General features: G+C 62.5%; 18 protein-coding genes. 12 read left to right on the forward strand and 6 right to left on the reverse strand.

The window, feature by feature from the left end; translation table 11 throughout:
* The 8 genes from sucB to HMPREF2785_RS07015 all read left to right on the forward strand — a co-directional run.
* The coding region (gene sucB, locus HMPREF2785_RS06980) for a 2-oxoglutarate dehydrogenase, E2 component, dihydrolipoamide succinyltransferase (protein ID WP_070614600.1) at window positions 1-1,427 on the forward strand (1,427 nt) is incomplete at its 5' end.
* Window positions 1,428-1,500: 73 nt separating this feature from the next.
* Window positions 1,501-3,201, forward strand: a complete 1,701-nt coding sequence (locus HMPREF2785_RS06985) for a dihydroxyacetone kinase family protein (RefSeq protein WP_246821181.1) — start codon at window positions 1,501-1,503, stop codon at window positions 3,199-3,201.
* Between the two features lie 99 nt (window positions 3,202-3,300).
* Window positions 3,301-6,153, forward strand: a complete 2,853-nt coding sequence (gene gcvP / locus HMPREF2785_RS06990; protein WP_070614602.1) for an aminomethyl-transferring glycine dehydrogenase — start codon at window positions 3,301-3,303, stop codon at window positions 6,151-6,153.
* A gap of 17 nt (window positions 6,154-6,170) precedes the next feature.
* The gene (gene gcvT, locus HMPREF2785_RS06995; RefSeq protein WP_070614603.1) at window positions 6,171-7,256 is read left to right on the forward strand and encodes a glycine cleavage system aminomethyltransferase GcvT; all 1,086 of its coding nucleotides are present in this window, start codon (window positions 6,171-6,173) and stop codon (window positions 7,254-7,256) included.
* 2 nt (window positions 7,257-7,258) lie between these two features.
* A complete protein-coding gene (gene gcvH, locus HMPREF2785_RS07000) occupies window positions 7,259-7,645 on the forward strand; it encodes a glycine cleavage system protein GcvH (protein ID WP_070422154.1) in 387 nt (128 codons plus the stop codon).
* A gap of 33 nt (window positions 7,646-7,678) precedes the next feature.
* Window positions 7,679-8,464, forward strand: a complete 786-nt coding sequence (lipB, locus tag HMPREF2785_RS07005; protein WP_070614604.1) for a lipoyl(octanoyl) transferase LipB — start codon at window positions 7,679-7,681, stop codon at window positions 8,462-8,464.
* 5 nt (window positions 8,465-8,469) lie between these two features.
* Window positions 8,470-9,513: a lipoyl synthase gene (lipA, locus tag HMPREF2785_RS07010; protein WP_070570133.1), complete on the forward strand. Its 1,044-nt coding sequence runs from the start codon at window positions 8,470-8,472 to the stop codon at window positions 9,511-9,513.
* A gap of 43 nt (window positions 9,514-9,556) precedes the next feature.
* Complete coding sequence (locus HMPREF2785_RS07015; RefSeq protein ID WP_070614605.1) at window positions 9,557-10,348, forward strand: DUF4191 domain-containing protein; 792 nt, start codon at window positions 9,557-9,559, stop codon at window positions 10,346-10,348.
* 28 nt (window positions 10,349-10,376) lie between these two features.
* Here HMPREF2785_RS07015 and HMPREF2785_RS07020 read toward each other — a convergent pair whose 3' ends face one another.
* On the reverse strand, window positions 10,377-10,856 hold the full coding sequence (locus HMPREF2785_RS07020; RefSeq protein WP_070614606.1) for an RDD family protein: 480 nt from the start codon (window positions 10,854-10,856) through the stop codon (window positions 10,377-10,379).
* Window positions 10,857-10,901: 45 nt separating this feature from the next.
* Between HMPREF2785_RS07020 and glnA the strand changes: the two genes are divergently transcribed.
* The 3 genes from glnA (at window position 10,902) to HMPREF2785_RS07035 (ending at window position 14,312) form a co-directional block, all read left to right on the forward strand.
* Window positions 10,902-12,368 (forward strand): type I glutamate--ammonia ligase, encoded by a 1,467-nt coding sequence (gene glnA, locus HMPREF2785_RS07025; RefSeq protein ID WP_371326013.1) that lies wholly within the window; start codon window positions 10,902-10,904, stop codon window positions 12,366-12,368.
* 212 nt (window positions 12,369-12,580) lie between these two features.
* On the forward strand, window positions 12,581-13,111 hold the full coding sequence (locus HMPREF2785_RS07030; RefSeq protein WP_208856598.1) for a VIT1/CCC1 transporter family protein: 531 nt from the start codon (window positions 12,581-12,583) through the stop codon (window positions 13,109-13,111).
* Between the two features lie 214 nt (window positions 13,112-13,325).
* Window positions 13,326-14,312, forward strand: a complete 987-nt coding sequence (locus HMPREF2785_RS07035; RefSeq protein WP_083308912.1) for a TDT family transporter — start codon at window positions 13,326-13,328, stop codon at window positions 14,310-14,312.
* Here HMPREF2785_RS07035 and HMPREF2785_RS07040 read toward each other — a convergent pair.
* Window positions 14,309-14,872: a glycoside hydrolase family 25 protein gene (locus HMPREF2785_RS07040; RefSeq protein WP_070614608.1), complete on the reverse strand. Its 564-nt coding sequence runs from the start codon at window positions 14,870-14,872 to the stop codon at window positions 14,309-14,311. The genes HMPREF2785_RS07035 and HMPREF2785_RS07040 overlap by 4 nt on opposite strands.
* On the reverse strand, window positions 14,869-15,393 hold the full coding sequence (locus HMPREF2785_RS07045; RefSeq protein WP_070614609.1) for an NUDIX hydrolase: 525 nt from the start codon (window positions 15,391-15,393) through the stop codon (window positions 14,869-14,871). Before HMPREF2785_RS07045 ends, HMPREF2785_RS07040 begins: the two co-directional genes overlap by 4 nt.
* Window positions 15,394-15,420: 27 nt before the next feature.
* On the opposite strand from HMPREF2785_RS07045, the gene HMPREF2785_RS07050 reads away from it, so the two are divergent.
* Window positions 15,421-16,185, forward strand: coding sequence for a hypothetical protein (locus HMPREF2785_RS07050; protein ID WP_070614610.1), 765 nt, complete (start codon window positions 15,421-15,423; stop codon window positions 16,183-16,185).
* Window positions 16,186-16,198: 13 nt separating this feature from the next.
* Here HMPREF2785_RS07050 and HMPREF2785_RS07055 read toward each other — a convergent pair whose 3' ends face one another.
* The 3 genes from HMPREF2785_RS07055 to thrC are packed head-to-tail and all read right to left on the reverse strand — an operon-like array spanning window position 16,199 to window position 18,887.
* Window positions 16,199-17,263 (reverse strand): S1 family peptidase, encoded by a 1,065-nt coding sequence (locus HMPREF2785_RS07055; RefSeq protein ID WP_246821183.1) that lies wholly within the window; start codon window positions 17,261-17,263, stop codon window positions 16,199-16,201.
* Window positions 17,264-17,272: 9 nt separating this feature from the next.
* Entirely contained in the window at window positions 17,273-17,431 is a 159-nt protein-coding gene (locus HMPREF2785_RS11980) for a hypothetical protein (RefSeq protein ID WP_168161888.1), read from the reverse strand.
* 16 nt (window positions 17,432-17,447) lie between these two features.
* Window positions 17,448-18,887 carry a threonine synthase gene (gene thrC / locus HMPREF2785_RS07060; RefSeq protein WP_070614611.1) on the reverse strand — a complete coding sequence of 480 codons (1,440 nt, stop codon included), beginning with the start codon at window positions 18,885-18,887 and terminating at the stop codon, window positions 17,448-17,450.
* Window positions 18,888-18,940 lie beyond the last annotated feature (53 nt).

Below are 18,940 nucleotides of genomic sequence, written 5' to 3' on the forward strand. Positions count from 1 at the left end.
AGCCGAAGGAAGAGAAGAAGGCTGCTCCGAAGAAGTCCTCTGGTGAGGGCACCAAGGTTGAGATGCCGGAGCTCGGTGAGTCTGTCACTGAGGGCACCATCACCACTTGGCTGAAGGAAGTCGGCGACGAGGTTGAGGTCGACGAGCCGCTGCTCGAGGTCTCCACCGACAAGGTCGACACTGAGATCCCGTCCCCGGTTGCTGGCACGATCATCGAGATCCTCGCTGAAGAGGACGACACCGTTGAGGTGGGCGACGTCATCGTGGTCATCGGCGACGCTGACGCCGCTGCTGCTTCCGACGACTCCGCCGACGAGGCCGAGGACGAGGTCGAAGAGGCTGAGGAAAAGGCCGAGGAGAAGGCTGAAGAGAAGAAGCCGGAGCCGAAGGAAGCACCGAAGAAGGAAGAGCCGAAGGCTGCATCCACCGACTCCAAGAACGCTTCGGCGAAGGTCAACAACGGCGACAACGTCCCGTACGTCACCCCGCTGGTGCGCAAGCTGGCTGAGAAGCACGGCGTTGATCTGAACACGGTTGAGGGCACTGGTGTTGGTGGCCGCATCCGTAAGCAGGATGTCCTGGCTGCCGCTGAGGGCGGTAAGGCTGAGGGCACCACCGCTGCGTCTTCGACGAAGGAGCAGACACAGCAGCCGAAGGGCGAGCGTGCGAACTGGTCCACCAAGTCTGTGGATCCGGCGAAGGCGGAGCTCATCGGCACCACCCAGCGTGTGAACCGCATCCGCGAGATCACCGCTGCGAAGATGGTCGAGTCGCTGCAGACCACTGCTCAGCTCACCCACGTGCAGGAAGTCGACGTCACCCGTGTGGCGGAGCTGCGCAAGAAGGTGAAGCCGGCGTTCGTCGAGAAGCATGGCGCAAACATCACGTACCTGGCCTTCTTCATCAAGGCCACGGCAGAGGCGCTTGTGTCCCACCCGAACGTGAACGCTTCCTACGACGCGGATGCGAAGGAGATCACCTACCACGAGGACGTCAACATCGGTATCGCTGTTGATACCCCGATGGGTCTGTTGCTGCCGGTGATCAAGCAGGCGCAGAAGAAGAACCTTGCGGAGATTGCGAAGGCGATCACCGACCTGGCCGAGCGCGCACGCAACAAGAAGCTGCGTCCGGACGACCTGTCTGGCGCAACCTTCACGGTGACCAACATTGGTTCCGAGGGTGCGCTGCTGGATACTCCGGTGCTGACCCCGCCGCAGGCTGGCATTCTGGGTACGGCTGCGATTGAGAAGCGCCCGGTCATCGTGACCGAGGATGGCATTGACTCCATCGCGATCCGTCAGATGTGCTACCTGCCGTTCACCTACGATCACCAGCTGATCGACGGTGCGGACGCTGGTCGTTTCGTCACGACCATCAAGGACCGCATCGAGGAGGGTGACTTCGAGGCTGACCTCGATATCTAACCTCTAGCAGGCGAAAGCCCGGCACTGATTTATGTCAGTGCCGGGCCTTCTTTTTATGTTTACACTGGCGCGCATGACAGGCACATTCAAATCTTTCCGCAACAACACTGAACATTTCATGCGCGAGGCACTCGGCGGCCTTGTGGCCGCGCATCCTTTTGCGGAGTGGCACAACGAGGGGTTCGTGGGGCTTTTGCGTGACGACGACTCCCCCGCCCGCGTCGCCGTCATCTCCGGCGGCGGGTCGGGCCACGAGCCGATGCACGCCGGGTTCGTCGGCGAGGGGATGCTGGACGCGGCTTGCCCGGGGCTGCTGTTTACGTCCCCGAACGCGGTGCAGATTGGCGCGGCAACAGAGTGGGCAGATCGTGGCCGTGGTGTTGTGCATGTGGTGAAGAACTACACGGGCGACGTCATGAACTTCACCGTGGCGGGCAACCACGCCGATGCGGAGGTGAAGCAGGTGTTGGTGGCTGACGATGTGGCCACTGAGATCGATAACGATGACTCGCCGGGGAGGCGGGGTACGGGGGCGACGGTGATCGTCGAGAAGATTGCGGGCGCTGCAGCGGCTCGTGGCGACGACCTCGACGCAGTTGCGAAGGTTGCGCAGCGGGCGGCGGATCAGTCGCGAAGCATGGCGGTGGCGCTGCAGCCTGGCCACTCCCCGACCAGCGACCGTGCAACGTTTGATCTGGAGGAGGGCCAGATTGAGGTCGGTGTTGGTATTCACGGTGAGCCGGGTGTGGAGCGTCGTGATCAGGCAGATTCGAAGCCGTCGGCGCAGGCGCTGGTTGAGGAGTTACTCGATGCGGTGCTGGCTTCGCTCAAGGACAGTGGTGTTGCGGTGGGTGATGCCATGCTCTTTGTCAACGGCCTGGGTGGCACAAGCGAGCTGGAGCTCGATCTGGTCTTCGGCGAGGCGCTCAAACAGCTGTCGGATCGTGGCGTGACGGTGCGTCGCGGAATGCGTGGCTCGCTAGTGACGTCGTTGAACATGGCTGGTATTTCGCTTACAGTCACGGCGCTTGACGACGAGCTCATCAGCCTGCTCGACGCGGAAACCCAGGCACCAGCCTGGCCTGATTTGGTCCGTGACCCGCAGTATTCCGACGCCACGATGACGGACGACGAACAGCAGCCAGACAGCGGCGAGGCAAACGTGTGGCTTTCGGCCTTTGTGGATCGCCTCGCAGCTGCCTACGACGACCTGACGGCGCTAGACCGCGAGGCCGGCGATGGCGACTTTGGCCAGAACATGGAGGCGGCCTTCGGTGATATGACTACCCCGATTCGGGGCAATGATTCCGAGGTGCTGAACTTCTTCGCCCATCGGATGTTGGTTCGCGCGGGTGGTACGTCGGGGGCGGTGCTGGGCACGTTCTTCCGCGAGATGGCTGACGTGTTTGAGCGCGCCAATGTGGATTCGCGGGAAGCGGACGGCGCTGCGTTTGGCAAGGCGCTGGCTGAGGGCCTGCAAAACGGCGTGACTGCCATTACTGAGCTCGGTGGCGCGAAGGAGGGCGACAACACACTTATCGACGCCCTCGCGCCCGCGGCAAGAGCCGCCGAAGCACTCGGCGGTGCCGCGACTGTGGACGACGTCCTGGAGCAAGTGTTCACCGCCGCAGTTGAGGGCGCAAAGTCCACCCGCGGTATGCAGGCGAAGAAGGGCCGGGCCTCCTACCTGGGAGAAAGCGCAAAGGACGTGCCGGATCCCGGCGCGATTGCGGTGACGTGGTTGTTTGGTGCAGCGGACGTGAGGGAGTTCTAAAACCCTGGTAGACCGCTTTGTCTTATTGGTGGGTGTCACGGACGTGTTTGCCCGCTATGCTTGGGCGTGCTCGTACGCCCCGAGATAAGGAGCCTTCAGTTGGATTACATTTCCCGTCATATTGGCCCAAACCAGGATGAACAGCAGCAATTGCTGGACGCGCTGGGTTACGAAAGTATCGATGCGCTGATTGCTGCAGCGGTGCCAGGCGGGATCCTGGCTGAGCAGCCGCTTGATCTGCCGGATGCGCTTACGGAGTACGAGGCTCAGGCTCGTCTGCGTGAGTTGGCTGGCAAGAACAAGGTCTTGCGCGCGTTCTATGGCCAGGGCTTTAACTCGACTCTCACGCCACCGGTGATTCGTCGTGGTGTGGTGGAGGATGCTGGCTGGTACACCGCGTATACCCCGTATCAGCCGGAGATTTCTCAGGGGCGCCTGGAGGCGCTGCTGAATTTCCAGACCATGGTGCAGGATCTGACTGGTTTGGATATTGCGAACGCTTCGCTTCTCGACGAAGCCTCAGCCGCCGCGGAAGCAGTTGGCCTGATGGCTCGTGTGGTGAAGAAGGGTCGCCGTGTGCTGTTGGATGCTCGTTTGCATCCGCAGGTGATCAACGTGGCTGCAGAGCGCGCCCGTGCGATTGATCTTGAGGTTGAGGTTGTTGACCTCACCGAGGGTGTTGTCGGCGAGGACCTGGTGGGCGCGGTGTTTGCCTACCCGGGTACCGAGGGCGACGTTGCGGATCCGCGTCCGGTGATCGAGGCGATCCACGAGCGTGGTGGCCTGGTTGCGGTTGACGCGGACATTCTTGCGCTGACGCTGTTGGAGTCCCCTGGTGAGTTCGGTGCGGATATCGCAATCGGCACCACCCAGCGCTTGGGTGTTCCACTGTTCTACGGCGGCCCGCACGCTGCCTACATGGCGGTGCGCCAGAAGCTGCAGCGTCAGATGCCGGGCCGCCTCGTTGGCGTGTCCAAGGATGCGGAGGGCTACCCCGCATACCGCCTGGCGTTGCAGACGCGTGAGCAGCACATTCGTCGTGAGCGTGCGACGTCCAACATCTGTACTGCTCAGGCACTGCTTGCGGTCACCGCGTCGATGTACGCGGTCTACCACGGTCCGGACGGGCTGACGCAGATCGCTCGCACGATTCACCAGCGCGCGACGGATTTTGCTGCCGCTCTTGAGAAGGCTGGCGTGAAGGTCAAGCATGCTGAGTTCTTCGACACTGTTGCGGTGGAGGTTGACGGGGCGCGTGGTGTCGTCGATAAGTTTGCGCAGGCGGGCTACCTCGTTCGCGCGATTGACGACAACACGGTCGGCGTGTCTTTTGGCGAGGACACCACGGATGCGGATGTTTCGGCGCTGCTGGCCGGCTTCGGCGCGGAGGCTGCGACCGGCGAGTCTCGTATCCCTGCGGCACTTGTGCGCAAGACCGAGTTCCTCACCCACGAGACGTTTAACCGCATCCACTCTGAGACCCAGATGATGCGCTACATCCGCGAACTCGGCGACAAGGACCTGGCGCTGGACCGCACGATGATCCCGCTGGGTTCCTGCACGATGAAGCTCAACCCGACCGCGGGCCTTGAGGCGATTACCTGGCCTGATTTTGCCAACGTGCACCCCTTCACCCCGGACGAGTACACCGAGGGATGGCGCGAACTTATCGACGAAATCCGCTCCTGGCTGGTCGAAATCACCGGCTACGCCGAGGTGTCCGTCCAGCCGAACTCCGGTGCGAACGGCGAGTTGGCGGGCTTGTTGGCAATCCGTCGCTACCACGTGGCCAACGGCGATACCGAGCGCAATATCTGCCTGATTCCGGCGTCGGCGCACGGTACGAACGCGGCGTCTGCGACGCTGGCGAACCTGCGGGTGGTCGTCGTCAAGACTGCTGCCGATGGCTCCATCGACATCAACGACTTGGACGAGAAGCTGGCCAAGCACGAAGGCCACGTCGCAGCCATCATGCTCACCTACCCCTCCACGCACGGCGTGTACGAGGAAGACGTGCGCGTGGTCTGTGACAAGGTGCATGCGGCTGGCGGCCAGGTCTACATCGACGGCGCGAACATGAACGCCCTGACCGGCATCGCCCGCCCGGGTGACTTCGGCGGCGACGTGTCTCACCTGAACCTGCACAAGACGTTCACCATCCCGCACGGTGGCGGTGGCCCGGGTGTTGGCCCGATCGGTGTGGCCGAGCACCTCATCCCGTTCTTGCCGTCCAACCCGAACGTGCCGCTGGAGCAGGCCGCTGCGGAGATCGACGGCTCGGCTGGCGTGCCGGTGGCCTCCACCCTGTTTGGCTCGGCTGGTGTGCTGCCGATTTCCTGGTCGTACATCGCCATGTCCGGTGCGGAAGGACTGCGCAGTGCCACGGCGCACGCGGTGCTGAACGCGAACTACATTGCGAACGAACTCAACGACTCCTTCCCGGTCCTCTACACCGGCAACAACGGGCTTGTCGGCCACGAGTGCATCCTGGATCTGCGCGAACTCACCGATCAGTCCGGTGTGACCGCCGCCGATGTGGCCAAGCGTCTGGTGGACTACGGCTTCCACGCCCCTACCCTGGCATTCCCGGTTGCGGGCACGCTCATGGTGGAGCCGACCGAGTCCGAGGACCTGGCTGAGATCGACCGCTTCATCGAGGCAATGCGCTCCATCCGTGCGGAGATCCAGGAGATCATTGACGGCAAGATTGAGTACGAAAACTCCGTGGTCCACAACGCGCCGTACACCGCGCACAGCGTGGCCCGTGACGAGTGGCCGTACGAGTTCACCCGTGAGCAGGCCGCCTACCCGGTGGATCGTCTCGTCCACCAGAAGTACTTCCCGCCAGTGCGTCGTGTTGACGAAGCATTTGGCGACCGCAACCTCCAGTGCGCATGCCCGCCGCCGGAGGCCTTCGACATCACTGACGACACTAACGGCACCGACAACTAGGAGTAAGGAGAACACCCATGCCACAGACTCCCCTGTTTGCTAAGCACGAGGCGCTCAACGCCTCCTTCACCGACTTCGGTGGCTGGACCATGCCGCTGAAGTACGCCTCCGAGTTGGAAGAGCACCGCGCGGTGCGCAACGACGTTGGCATTTTCGACCTGTCCCACATGGGCGAAATTGACGTCAAGGGCCCCGACGCTGCAGCGTTTTTGGACTACGCGTTGATCTCCAACATGTCCATCCTGAAGGTGGGCAAGGCGAAGTATTCGATGATTGTCGATGAAAACGGCGGCATCCTCGACGACTTGATCACCTACCGCTTCGACGACGACCACTTCATGGTTGTGCCCAATGCTGGCAACACCGCAGCCGTATGGGCGGCGTTCGAGGCACGCAAGGGGGACTTCGACGTCGAGCTGCGCAACGACTCCGAAGCCACCGGCCTGGTTGCCGTCCAGGGTCCGCGCTCCCTCGAGGTGCTCAACCCGCTGCTGGACGGCGATGCTGGCGCCCTTGAGTACTACTCCGGCGCTTGGTTCTCGCTTCGCTCGAACCAAGCGACAATCGACGTGTTTGTCGCTCGCACCGGTTACACCGGTGAAGACGGCTTCGAACTGTTCTGCGCGGCCGAAGACACCGTTGCCGTGTGGGACGCCGTCATCGGCTCCGGTACCCCGTGTGGTTTGGCTGCACGTGACTCGCTGCGTCTCGAGGCATCCATGCCGCTGTACGGCAACGAATTGACCACCGACATCACCCCGGTGGAGGCCGGGATGGGCCGTGCGTTTGCAAAGAAGGAGGCGGACTTCGTCGGTAAGCAGGCGCTCACCGGTCGTGAACCAAGCGTCGTTATCGCTGGTCTGACGTCTGAGCAGCGCCGTGCCGCACGTCAGGGCGCCGAGGTGTACCTGGCGGGTACTGAGGACAAGATCGGCGTGGTCACCTCTGGCCAGCCGTCGCCGACGCTGGGCTACCCGGTCGCACTCGCACATGTGGATCCGGCACACACGGAAGTGGGCACCGAAGTGGAAATTGATATCCGCGGACGCCGCTACCCGTTTACTATTGCAGCAACCCCGTTTTACACCCGAGAGGACGCATAATCATGGCTCTGAAGCAGGATTTCTACTACTCCGAGGACCACGAGTGGATCAACGCCACCCCGGACACCGCCGTTGGCCAGACCGTACGCGTGGGCATCACCCACGTCGCTGCTGACCGCCTCGGTGAGGTTGTGTTCGCGGAACTGCCGCAGGTCGGCGACACCGTCACCGCAGGCGAAACCTGCGGTGAGATCGAGTCCACCAAGTCGGTCTCTGATCTGTACTCCCCGGTCACCGGCACGGTCACCGCTGTCAACGAGGACATCGACGGCGCGTATGAGGCCATCAACAACGACCCGTACGGCGAAGGCTGGCTCTACGAGGTTGAGGTCGAAGAGGTCGGCCCGCTCATGACCGCCGACGAGTACGGCGCCGCTAACGGCGTGTAGTACACATCTCTGCCGGGGACTAGGGTTGGGCGCATGACTGCGCCACGTGACCCGTTTTTCCCCGCAGAGAAGTCCATCCGAGCCTCAGACTCGCCCATTGACGTACGCGAGCTGGGGCTCGTGGACTATCAGCAGGCCTGGGATCTTCAGGCCGAGATTGCCGCGCAGCGCGCCAAGGATGAGGTGGGCGACACCATCCTGGTGTTGGAGCACCCCTCCACATTCACTGCCGGCAAGCGCACCCAGCCGGAGGATATGCCGGATGCTTCCTACCCCGTCCCGGTTGTGACGGTGGACCGTGGCGGTCGCATCACCTGGCACGGCGAAGGCCAACTCGTGGTGTACCCGATTATTAAGTTGGCCGAGCCGGTAGACGTCGTCGATTATGTGCGCCGCCTCGAAGAAGCCCTCATTCAAACCGTGCGGGCAGCCGGGGTGACCACCGCAGGGCGTATCGACGGCCGCTCGGGCGTCTGGGTACCCGCTGAAACCAAGGCGGCCTCCCCTGAGGCCTCGACACGTGAGCGCAAGATCGCAGCACTTGGCATCCGTATCACCCGCGGGGTGACCATGCACGGGCTGAGCCTGAACTGCGACAACACCCTCGAACACTACGAACACATCGTCGCCTGCGGTATCGACGACGCCGACGTGACCACCATGTCGCTCGAACTCGGACGCGACATCACGCCTGCCGATATGGCTGGCCCTGTCGTGCACGAACTCAAGCGAGCTTTGGCTGGTGAACTGGTGGTAGCGGACCATACGTTTGCCACTCGGCCGGACCCGTCGAAGGGTTTGACAAAACATGTACGGTAGGGGGCGTGACTGTAGCACCAGAAGGACGCAAGCTGCTGCGCGTTGAGGCGCGCAACTCGCAGACACCAATTGAGAAGAAACCACGCTGGATCCGCAACTCTGTAAAGACCGGTCCCGAATACGAGGACATGAAGCAAAAGGTCAAGGGAGCGGGGCTGCACACCGTGTGCCAGGAAGCCGGCTGCCCCAATATTCACGAGTGCTGGGAATCGCGTGAGGCAACGTTCCTCATCGGCGGATCGCGTTGCTCGCGCCGTTGCGATTTCTGTGACATCGCCTCCGGCAAACCGGATCCGTTGGACCGCGACGAACCGCGTCGCGTGGCAGAAGAGGTCAAGAGCCTCAACCTGAACTACTCCACCATCACCGGTGTGACCCGCGACGACCTCGAAGACGAGGGTGCTTGGCTATACGCAGAGGTCGTCCGCAAGATCCACGAGCTCAACCCGCACACCGGCGTAGAGAACCTCACTCCGGACTTCTCCGGCAAGCCGGATCTGCTCCAGGAAGTGTTCGAAGCACGCCCTGAGGTCTTCGCCCACAACCTGGAGACTGTCCCGCGCATCTTCAAGCGCATCCGTCCGGCATTCCGTTACGAGCGATCTCTGGACGTTATCCGCCAGGCACGTGACTTCGGTTTGATCACCAAGTCCAACCTCATCCTCGGCATGGGTGAGACCCGTGAAGAGGTCCTGGAGGCACTCAACGACCTCGTTGATGCCGGCTGCGACATCATCACCATTACGCAGTACTTGCGCCCAGGCCCGACCTACCACCCGATCGACCGTTGGGTGAAGCCGGAAGAGTTCATCGAGTACCGCGACGCTGCTTACGAGATGGGCTTCGGCGCTGTCATGTCCGGCCCGCTGGTCCGCTCCTCCTACCGTGCAGGCAAGCTCTACGTGGAAGCAATGAAGCACCGTGGGCTCGAACTGCCGGAGAACCTGAAGCACCTCGCGGAAACGTCTCAGGGTGAGACCGCGCAGGAAGCCTCGTCGCTGCTGAAGAAGTACGGCGCGTCTGAGGACCACCCTGTAGAGACCCGTTAGGGGTCTTTGGCCCGCGTCTTAGCTGTGGCATACAGTATTGGCCATGGCTAAGACGCAGGACAAGGCAGCCGCAAAGGCTGCGAAACAGGAACAGCGCGCGGCGAAGCGCGCGAAGAGCAAGGCAACGCGCGGGCAAATCGTCCAGGCGTTTAATATTCAGCGTAAGCGCGACAAGGCGCTTATCCCGATCATGCTGGCCTGTGTGCTCGGCGTCGGGTTGCTATTCTTCCTCCTCGGCCTGTGGTGGGGCATGAAGTGGCTCTGGCTCGTCTTCGGCCTCGTTCTGGGTGCCGTGCTGGCAATGTTTGTCTTCTCCCGCCGCCTGGAGCGCTCCATGTACGAAGAGGTCGGCGACACCCCAGGCGCTGCCGGCTGGACGCTGGAGAACATGCGCCACACGATGGGCATCGTGTGGCTGACTAAGACCGGCGTGCAGGCGAATGCTTCCATGGACACCGTCCACCGCGTGGTGGGCAACCCGGGTGTGGTCCTGGTCGGCGAGGGTAACCCGAACCGTTTGAAGGCCCTGATGTCCAAGGAGCACAAGCGCGTCGACCGTCTGCTGGCTGGTGTACCGATCTACGAGGTGTATGTCGGTGAAGGCGAAGACCAGGTGCGCACTCGCGATCTGCAGAAGCACCTGCTGAAGCTGCCGAAGAACTACCAGAAGAACGAGGTATACAACCTCGCAGCGAAGTTGGACGCAATGGATTCACGCGCACGCAACGGCCAGATGCCGGGCCTGCCGGGTGGTCCACTGCCAAAGCAGGCACAGAACATGGCGGGTATGAACCGCAAGATGCGCCGTATGCAAGAGCGCAAGGGCGGTAAGTAACCCCCGAATCCCCCCTATGATCCGCTCGCTACCTGGAGCGGATCACTGTTGTGGTGGTGGCGCGGTCATGCATGCCGCGCCCGTCGGCGTCGACAAGCGCTGCGGGCAACACGAAGCCGGTGAGGATGGTGCGCAACGCTGCGCGCCACAGTCCCACCGGCGCTTCTTCGTCTACACGCGCCACCCCCATGCCGAGTGCAGCCATACCTGGGGTGCGGGCGAACAACCAGCCTCCCAGGATTCCCAGCACGATCCACAGCAGGTAGGTCAGCGTGTACTTGTCCCCCAACGCTGAGGTGTTCTGGGTGATCAGGGATGCGGCGATCGCGCAGATTGTCCAGTCGATGAGCACCCCGCCCATGCGTCGCGCCACCGATGCTTGCGAGCCGGCACCTTTCTCCGGCATGCCGAGGAACTCCCCCGGATAGGACGGCAGATGGTCCTCGCCGTTGAATTGATTAGGGATTTCTGGGCCGTTGCGCCAGTCAGGTCGTCGATTAGCAGCCATACTCTATGAGCCTAGCGGTGTACAGGTCTACACTTGTAACCGCTTATGACAGCCGACCGACGAGGAGTACCGCCCGTGTCCTTCGACAACATCGAAGACGTTAAAAAGTTCATTGTCGACGAGGGGGTGGAATTCGTTGACGTGCGCTTCACCGACGTGCCCGGCATCGAACACCACTTCTCCATCCCGGCCTCCATGTTCGACGAAGACGTGATGGAAGAGGGCCTCGCTTTCGACGGCTCCTCCATCCGCGGCTTCACCACGATCGAAGAGTCCGACATGACGCTCATGCCGGACCTGGCCACCGCGAAGCTCGACCAGTTCCGTGGCTCGAAGACGCTAAACGTGAAGTTTTTTGTCAACGACCCGTTCACCCACGAACCGTTCTCGCGCGACCCGCGCAACGTAGCCAAGAAGGCCGAGGAGTACCTGCGCTCCACCGGCATCGCAGACACCTGCTCGATCGGCGCCGAGGCCGAGTTCTACCTGTTTGACTCCATCCGCTACGAGGTGGACGCCCATACTGCGTTCTACGAGATCGACGCGGAAGAAGGCTGGTGGAACCGTGGTGCCGAGGCTGATGTCGATGGCGGCCCAAACCTGGGCTACAAGAACCGTGTGAAGGGTGGCTACTTCCCCGTCCCGCCGCACGACAAGACCGTCGAGGTGCGCGACGCGATGGTGCGCAACCTGGCTGAATCCGGTTTTGAGATCGAGCGTTTCCACCGCGAGGTGGGCAACGGCGGCCAGCAGGAGATCAACTACCGCTTCAACACCCTGCTGCATGCGGCGGATGATCTGCAGGACTTCAAGTACATCGTGAAGAACACTGCCACCCAGTTCGGTAAGACCGTCACGTTCATGCCGAAGCCGCTCGCTGGTGACAACGGCTCGGGCATGCACGCCCACCAGTCGCTGTGGAAGGACGGCGAGCCGCTGTTTTACGACGAGTCCGGCTACGGCGGCCTGTCCGACATCGCCCGCTGGTACATCGGCGGCCTGCTCGAGCACGCAGGTGCCGTACTCGCCTTCACCAACCCGACGCTGAACTCCTACCACCGCCTAGTGCCGGGCTTCGAGGCCCCGATCAACCTGGTGTACTCCCAGCGCAACCGTTCCGCTGCCATCCGCATCCCGATCACGGGTGCGAACCCGAAGGCGAAGCGCATCGAATTCCGCGCACCGGACCCGTCGGGCAACCCCTACCTCGGCTTCGCAGCCATGCTCATGGCAGGTATCGACGGCATCAAGAACCGCATCGAGCCGCACGCCCCGGTGGACAAGGACCTCTACGAACTGCCACCAGAAGAGGCCAAGGACATCCCGCAGGCACCGACCTCGCTTGAGGCTGCCCTGCAGGCGCTTGAGGCTGACCATGACTTCCTCACCGAGGGCGACGTGTTCACCGAAGACTTGATCGAGACCTACATCAAGCTGAAGTACGACAACGAGATCACCCCGGTGCGCCTCCGCCCAACGCCGCAGGAATTCGAGATGTACTTCGACTGCTAAATCAGAGGCAAAACAGCGGCTCGATGGTGGCTGAAATAGCCTCGTTCTCCGCTAAGCCTTAGATAACTTTGTATAGCCTGACCTGCGGAAGGTCAGGCTATACATGCTTGCGCAGGCAAAACAATGGGTTCATAGTGGGCGCTATGACTGATCTGATGGCACGCCCCAATGACTGCTCCGCCGACTGCCCGGTGGTGTACGACCTGCACCCGATGCAGCACGTTGAGCCTGGCACCAGCGAGCGGCTCAACCGCCTCCGCGCGGCCGTCCTTGGCGCGAACGACGGCATTGTCTCCACGGCGGCTGTCGTCGTGGGTGTAGCGGGCGCGACCGCGAACCAGACGACGATTGCCATGTCCGGTTTGGCCGCCGTCGTTGGTGGTGCTGTGTCGATGGCGCTTGGCGAATACGTCTCGGTGTCGTCGCAACGCGACTCGGAGCGCTCCATGGGCTTTGCGGAGCACCAGCAGGTCAATCCATGGTCAGCCGGTATCGCGTCGTTCCTGTCGTTCATCTTGGGTGCGGTGCTGCCATTTGTGACCGCGATACTGGCGCCGGAGTCCGTCCGCATTGTGTCGATCTTCGCTGTGACGCTCGTTGCGCTTGCACTCACCGGCGCACTGTCGGCAAAGCTTGGCGATTCCCCGGTGCTCCGCCCGGTTCTGCGCATCGTCGTCGGTGGAACACTCGGCCTAGCGATGACTTTTGCGGTGGGTTCGCTCTTCGGCGCCGCTGCACTTTAGTGTCCAGAGTGGCGGTAGCGATTTGGATCGTATCCGTTTGACGTGGGAAAACACCCAAACCACACAACTCCACACAAAGTACACAACTCCACACAAACCACATAACTTCACATAACATCGGTAGTGTCGCCGACATCCTGCGCGTGCCAGAGGATGAGTATCCCGAACTGCCGAATGGCCAGGTACAACAAAAGGGATTACCATACATGGGGTGATGAACAAGCTCCGCCAACTTCCTCCGGCCGGCCCCGCATGGGGCGGCAGCCTCATGGGTACGTCGATCGTGTCGCGACTGCTCGTCGAAAAGAACATGATGCTTGGCGCGAGCATCTTCGCAGCGATCGCCTCCGCAATCCTCGTTGTATTAGTGGTTGGCTTTGTCACATACCGCCAGCCGAGCTTCAAACGCACCTCAATGGCGGAATGGTCGATGTTCTTCATCGGAATCCTCGCGCTCGGCGCCGCACTGTCTGGGTTGACGGATGTGCCGGTGTACCGCCTGGTCGGCTTTTGGATCGGCGCGCCCGTCACCACCTTGACCTGGGCGATCCAACTCACGCGATTCGAAGGAAAACCACGGTTTACGTGGGGGCTGCCGCTTGTCGGCCCGATGATCTCCGCGTCTGTGGCCGGCTGGCTGGCCCGCGACTACGGGCAGATCTACCACGTCATGGGCACAGTGTTTTTCTTCATGTCGCTGCTGACCGCAGTGCCGGTGTTCATGCGCGTCTACTGGGCTGCCTGGCACGGTGAGGTTGATCTGTCGGGCCCGAACTCTGCGACCGCATGGGTGCCGCTCGGCGTGATCGGCCAATCCACTACCGCGTTACAGATCCTCTACCCCGGCTACTTCTCGGTCCACTACGGCTACGTGGCGCTTATGCTGTCCATCCCGCTGGCCATCTACGCCATGGTCACCTTCTACCCCAACGTCGCACGCTGGGCGCAGTACTCCCCCGCCTGGTGGTCGTGCACCTTCCCGCCGGGCACGGTGAGCATGGGCGGCCACCAAGTTGCCTTGGTCAACGGATCGCAGTGGCTGGACGCCGTTGCCTTGGCAATTCCGTTCCTGCTGCTCGCTCACTGGACGGTGTGCTCGAGCAGGTTTATCAGTTGGGTTATCGAAGGTCGCCGGGACAACAACTCGCAGTCGACGCAGACGCCCCAGACCTCGAAGGCTGCGCCCCAGATGGCGGCCTAGCGCGCCACGTTGAGGTCGACCTCGATCCCGTCAACGCGCCCGCGGGAGGTGAACTGCCACACCGCGGGCTCCGGGAACCCGAGCGGGCGCGGCCACTTCCCCAACTGCGCCGGGTCCGTCACGGTGTTGTCGCCCCAGTGCGCGAGCCACAGTTCCCCAAACTGTGCAGGGCTGGCCAGCCCCATGTGCCGGCGCCAGTACCAGGCGTTGGTGTAAACCCCGGCCACTTCCACGCTAGCTTGGGTGAAGCACTCTACAGCGGTGTGGACGTCGTCAAGCGTAAGCCCCGCGGGTGACTCCACGTCGAGCCACATGGGCAATTGCGTATCGACGAGCACCTCACACGCCACCTCCACCTGCTGCTGCACCGTCGTGCCCTCTGAGGGGGCGCGGAGAAAGTGGTAGGTGGAGGTGTCGCAGCCGGCGGTGGTGGCGTCGAGAAGCAATTGCTCAAAACACGGGTCGCGGTAGGTGCCGTCCGTGGTGCGGATGATGGCGAAGTCGAAGTCGGTGAAGTCGAAGCCTCGTTGGTATTCGGAGACGTCGACGCCGAATCTCACCGCTTCTTCAGCCCCATGCGCGGGGTAAAGCTGCCTGGGTGGCGGCGCTGCGCTGCGGCATCGGCGATGGTCAGGCGCCACTTCGGGTCGGTCACCGGCATGTTGGAAATCGGGAACCAGCCGACCTCGACCGACTCGTCGTCACCGACGATGGGCACGGCGGTGGGGTCTGTAGCCTCGCAACGAATCTGCACCGACATGTACGTCGCCTTATCCCCGTTGTCGTGCGTGACCGGGCCAACCACGCCAACGCCGAGGATTGCCGCCGGCTCGACTTCCACACCGGTCTCCTCGAGCACTTCGCGCACCGCGGCCATGTGAGGCTCTTCGCTCGGGTCCGCGATGCCGGTCACCGGGGTCCAGTTCCCATTGTCGGCGCGGCGCACGAGCAGCACGTCTGGCACCGCCCAGTCGGAGGTGTCGGCCGAGTCGCGCAACACCACCGCGCACACGCTTGGCACCCACATCAGGTCGGTGCCGATCTTTTTACGGGTCTCCACAATGAACTCCGGGATAGGCATGGGTGCGAGTGTACAATCCCTTCCGATATGAGCACTTCCGTGACCGAACCCGAACAGCCCACGCGCACCTTCCTGCAGCGCGTGCCCACGCCGGTGTTTGTCACGGTCTACGGCGCACTCGTCGTCGCCGCGGTGGTGGGGGCCGTGTTCGGGCTGCGATACACCGCAGACGCGGAAAGCACCGAGGCGTCCCTGCCACAACCGGTGCGCCCGTTTAACCCGGCCCCGGCCGATCCTTCCAATGTGGCGGCGAGTGTGCGCCCCCACCTGATCCAGAACCTGCAGGTAGGCAAAACCAACACTGGTGTGATGGCGCGTGGCGATCTCGCCGAGTACGTCATGAGCGATTCCACCGAGTTCGCCGGCCACGTCTCACGCCTGCTCGAGCAAAACTGCCTGGACACGCTCGAGCTGACCACCCCAGACGGCATGCGGGTGAACTTCTGGGGCTTTTGCTTTGCGACGATACCCGCTACCACCATCCAAAACACCTTCGATTTCGCGGTGGCCCAAGGCGCTGACTCCGCGTCCTTCGCCGTCTACCCCGCCCAGAACAACTTCCACGAAATCAGGTTGATCTGGACCGACGCGGAAGCAACCGGCTACGACGCGAAGCAACTCGAGCGGCAGTGGACGCAACTCAACCGCCCCGACGAGATCGACCGCATCGCGTTCTTCGGCTACTACGACGACGAGGTCATCGTGGTGGACAACGACAAGAAGGACGGCAGGTCCACCAAGACGTTCCCCGCCGGTGAGGCGTTCAACGAGAAGTGGGGCCTCGAGCGCTAACTACCAGCGCTCATTACCAGCGCTGAGGCACGAGATCCGCGTCAGGCACGACGTGGTTGATCACGGCCATCACCTGGTTGATGTTGGAGTAGCTCATCAGCAGCGGATCCTCCATGCCTTCGAAACACTCCTCCCCCGCACGGCCAGCCTCGGTGCCTGAGACCACTCCGATGACCGTGGCCCGGCCGTTGATCTCGGTGAACACCGGCCCGCCCGAGTCGCCCGAAGCGGCGCAGACGGAGGCGATGTCGCCGTGGGTTTGGGCCTCGGCGTCGTCGTCAAGGTTCACGATCTGCACACGCTGGGTCGCCTCAAACTTGCCGCAGGTATAGCCGGTGGTCGCGCCGGTTTTGCACACGCGGTCGAGATCGTGCAGGTCCTTGGCAATACCGGTTGCGATCGGAGCACCGACGACATCCATGAACCGCTCGGCATCGGTGATCTCGATGATGCCGACATCGATACCTCTCGTTTCCTCATTCGCGTCGCCGTACATGCCGGAATAGATGAACTTGCCTACCTCGTGCGCGTAGTCGAAGGCGGTCTCCGCATTCGTCGGCCACACAAGGTCACCCGCACGCCCGCAGTGGCCCGCAGTCACCGCATAGGCTCGGCCGTCAGCTCCAGTAAACGAGAACGCCGCAGTGCACGACTGCGCGGTGAAGTGCTCACCCGGCTCCGGGTAATGGTCCGTGGACTGAATGCGCGTACCCGGCGCCCACGGCGCGAACGCAGGCACGAGCACATTGCTCTCCTCCACCGGTGCAGGCGGGGCCTCATCCGGCGTTTGCACACGCTCAAGCGCGTGGCGCTCCTCCACCGTGGGAGTTGGGAATTGGCTCGTGGTCAGCCCGAGCCACACCACCATCGCAACAGCAGCAAGCGTTGCGACGATCACCGTAATCCACCCGCCGGTCCGCAAACCCGTACGCCGCTGAGTGGGCGGCGCAGACAGAGCAGGCTGCGCGGGCGTGCCGGGCACGCCGGGCATGTCCGGGAACTGCCACTGCTGGCCATCCTCCGGCTGGTAGCGCCGCGCCAGGTTGTCGCCGCCTGCCTGATGTTCAGGGAAGGTCAAGCGCGAGCCTTACTTGTCGGCGTCGGAGTTTTCGGCGTCGGTGTCGTCGTCAAGAAAAAACTTGTCACCCTTGGCGGCTTCCTCGGCCTGAATCTTGATGTCGCGCAGGAACTTCTCCGGATCGAACTCCGTGTACTGCTCAGGACCTGCGAACTGCTCTTGTGCCATCGGTGGGGATCCTTTCCTAGACGTCCGTGCGCTCGATTGCGTCGGCGATGAATGCCTTGACCTGCTCGGCGTCATTCGGCAGATCCACAACGTGGCGCTCGGCGTCCATAATCGCGGCGAAGCGCTCCGGCACCTCCGGAAGCTCGCCAATTGCCTCCACAATGGTATCCGCGAATTTCACCGGCAGCGCAGTCTCCAGCACAACAATGGGAGTTTCTACGCTGTCTGCCAGCTGCTGCGCCACGAACACGCCGTCGGCGGTGTGCGGGTCAATAACCACGCCGTACTCGTCCTTGATGCGCTTGATCGTGGCAATGCGGTCCGCATGCGTCGAGGTGCCCGAGCCGAAACCGTACTTGTCGGTGATGCGCTCAAGCGTATCGGTGTCCAGCGCGAAGCCGCCCTCTTTGACCTTGGTGCCGAAGAGCTCGCGGGTGGTGTCCGCGTCGCGGTCCAGCGCGTCGAAGATCATGCGCTCAAAGTTCGACGCCTTGGAAATATCCATCGACGGCGACGAGGTGGCGTACGTGTCGGCTGCGGAACGCGGGCGGTAATCACCGGTGGTGAAGAACTCGTGCAGGACGTTGTTCTCGTTCGTCGCCACGATCAGGCGATCAAGCGGCAGCCCCATCTGCTTGGCAATGTGGCCTGCGCACACGTTGCCAAAGTTACCGGTAGGCACGCAGATCGAAACCTGCTCCTCGTTCGTCTTCGTCGTCTTGAGGTATGTGGCGATGTAGTACACCACCTGCGCAAGCAAACGCGCGAAGTTAATGGAGTTGACCGCACCGATCGAGTACTTCGACTTAAACTCCGCGTCCGCGCTGACTTCCTTGACCACGTCCTGGCAATCATCGAAAACGCCGTCGAGCGCGATGTTGAAAATGTTCGGGTCATCCAGGCCGAACATCTGGGCCTGCTGGAACGGGGTCATACGCCCGGCCGGGGTGAGCATGAACACGCGGATGTTGTCGCGGCCACGCATGGCGTACTCGGCCGACGAGCCGGTATCGCCAGAGGTCGCGCCCAGAATATTGATCTCTTCGCCGCGGCGCCCGAGTTCGTACTCGAAGAGCTCGCCGAGCAGCTGCATCGCCATGTCCTTAAACGCAGCGGTCGGACCTTCGGAGAGGTGCGCGATGTGCAGGCCGTCGTTCAGACGCGTAACCGGCACGATCTCCTCGTCCGCGAACACCGGGGTGCGGTACGCACGCTTGGCAATCGCCTCGAGGTCCTCCGCCGGGATGTCATCGACGAACAGCTTCAACACCTCTGCGGCAAGTGCGGCGTAGCCGTCGTTGGCCAAAAGGGTGCGCCACTCGTCGAGAAGCGCCGGCGAAAGTGTCGGGTACACCGCCGGCATAAACAGCCCGCCGTCCGGGCTTAAGCCGGTGAGCAGGATGTCAGTGAAGGAACGGGCCTGGGCAGTTGCGTCGCGCGTCGAAATGAAGTCCACGCCGGGCAGTCTACGTGATCGGTGTATGCCCTTGGTCGGAATGGGCATTTACG

This window comes from Corynebacterium sp. HMSC067D03 (assembly GCF_001811185.1).
Lineage (GTDB): Bacteria > Actinomycetota > Actinomycetes > Mycobacteriales > Mycobacteriaceae > Corynebacterium > Corynebacterium coyleae.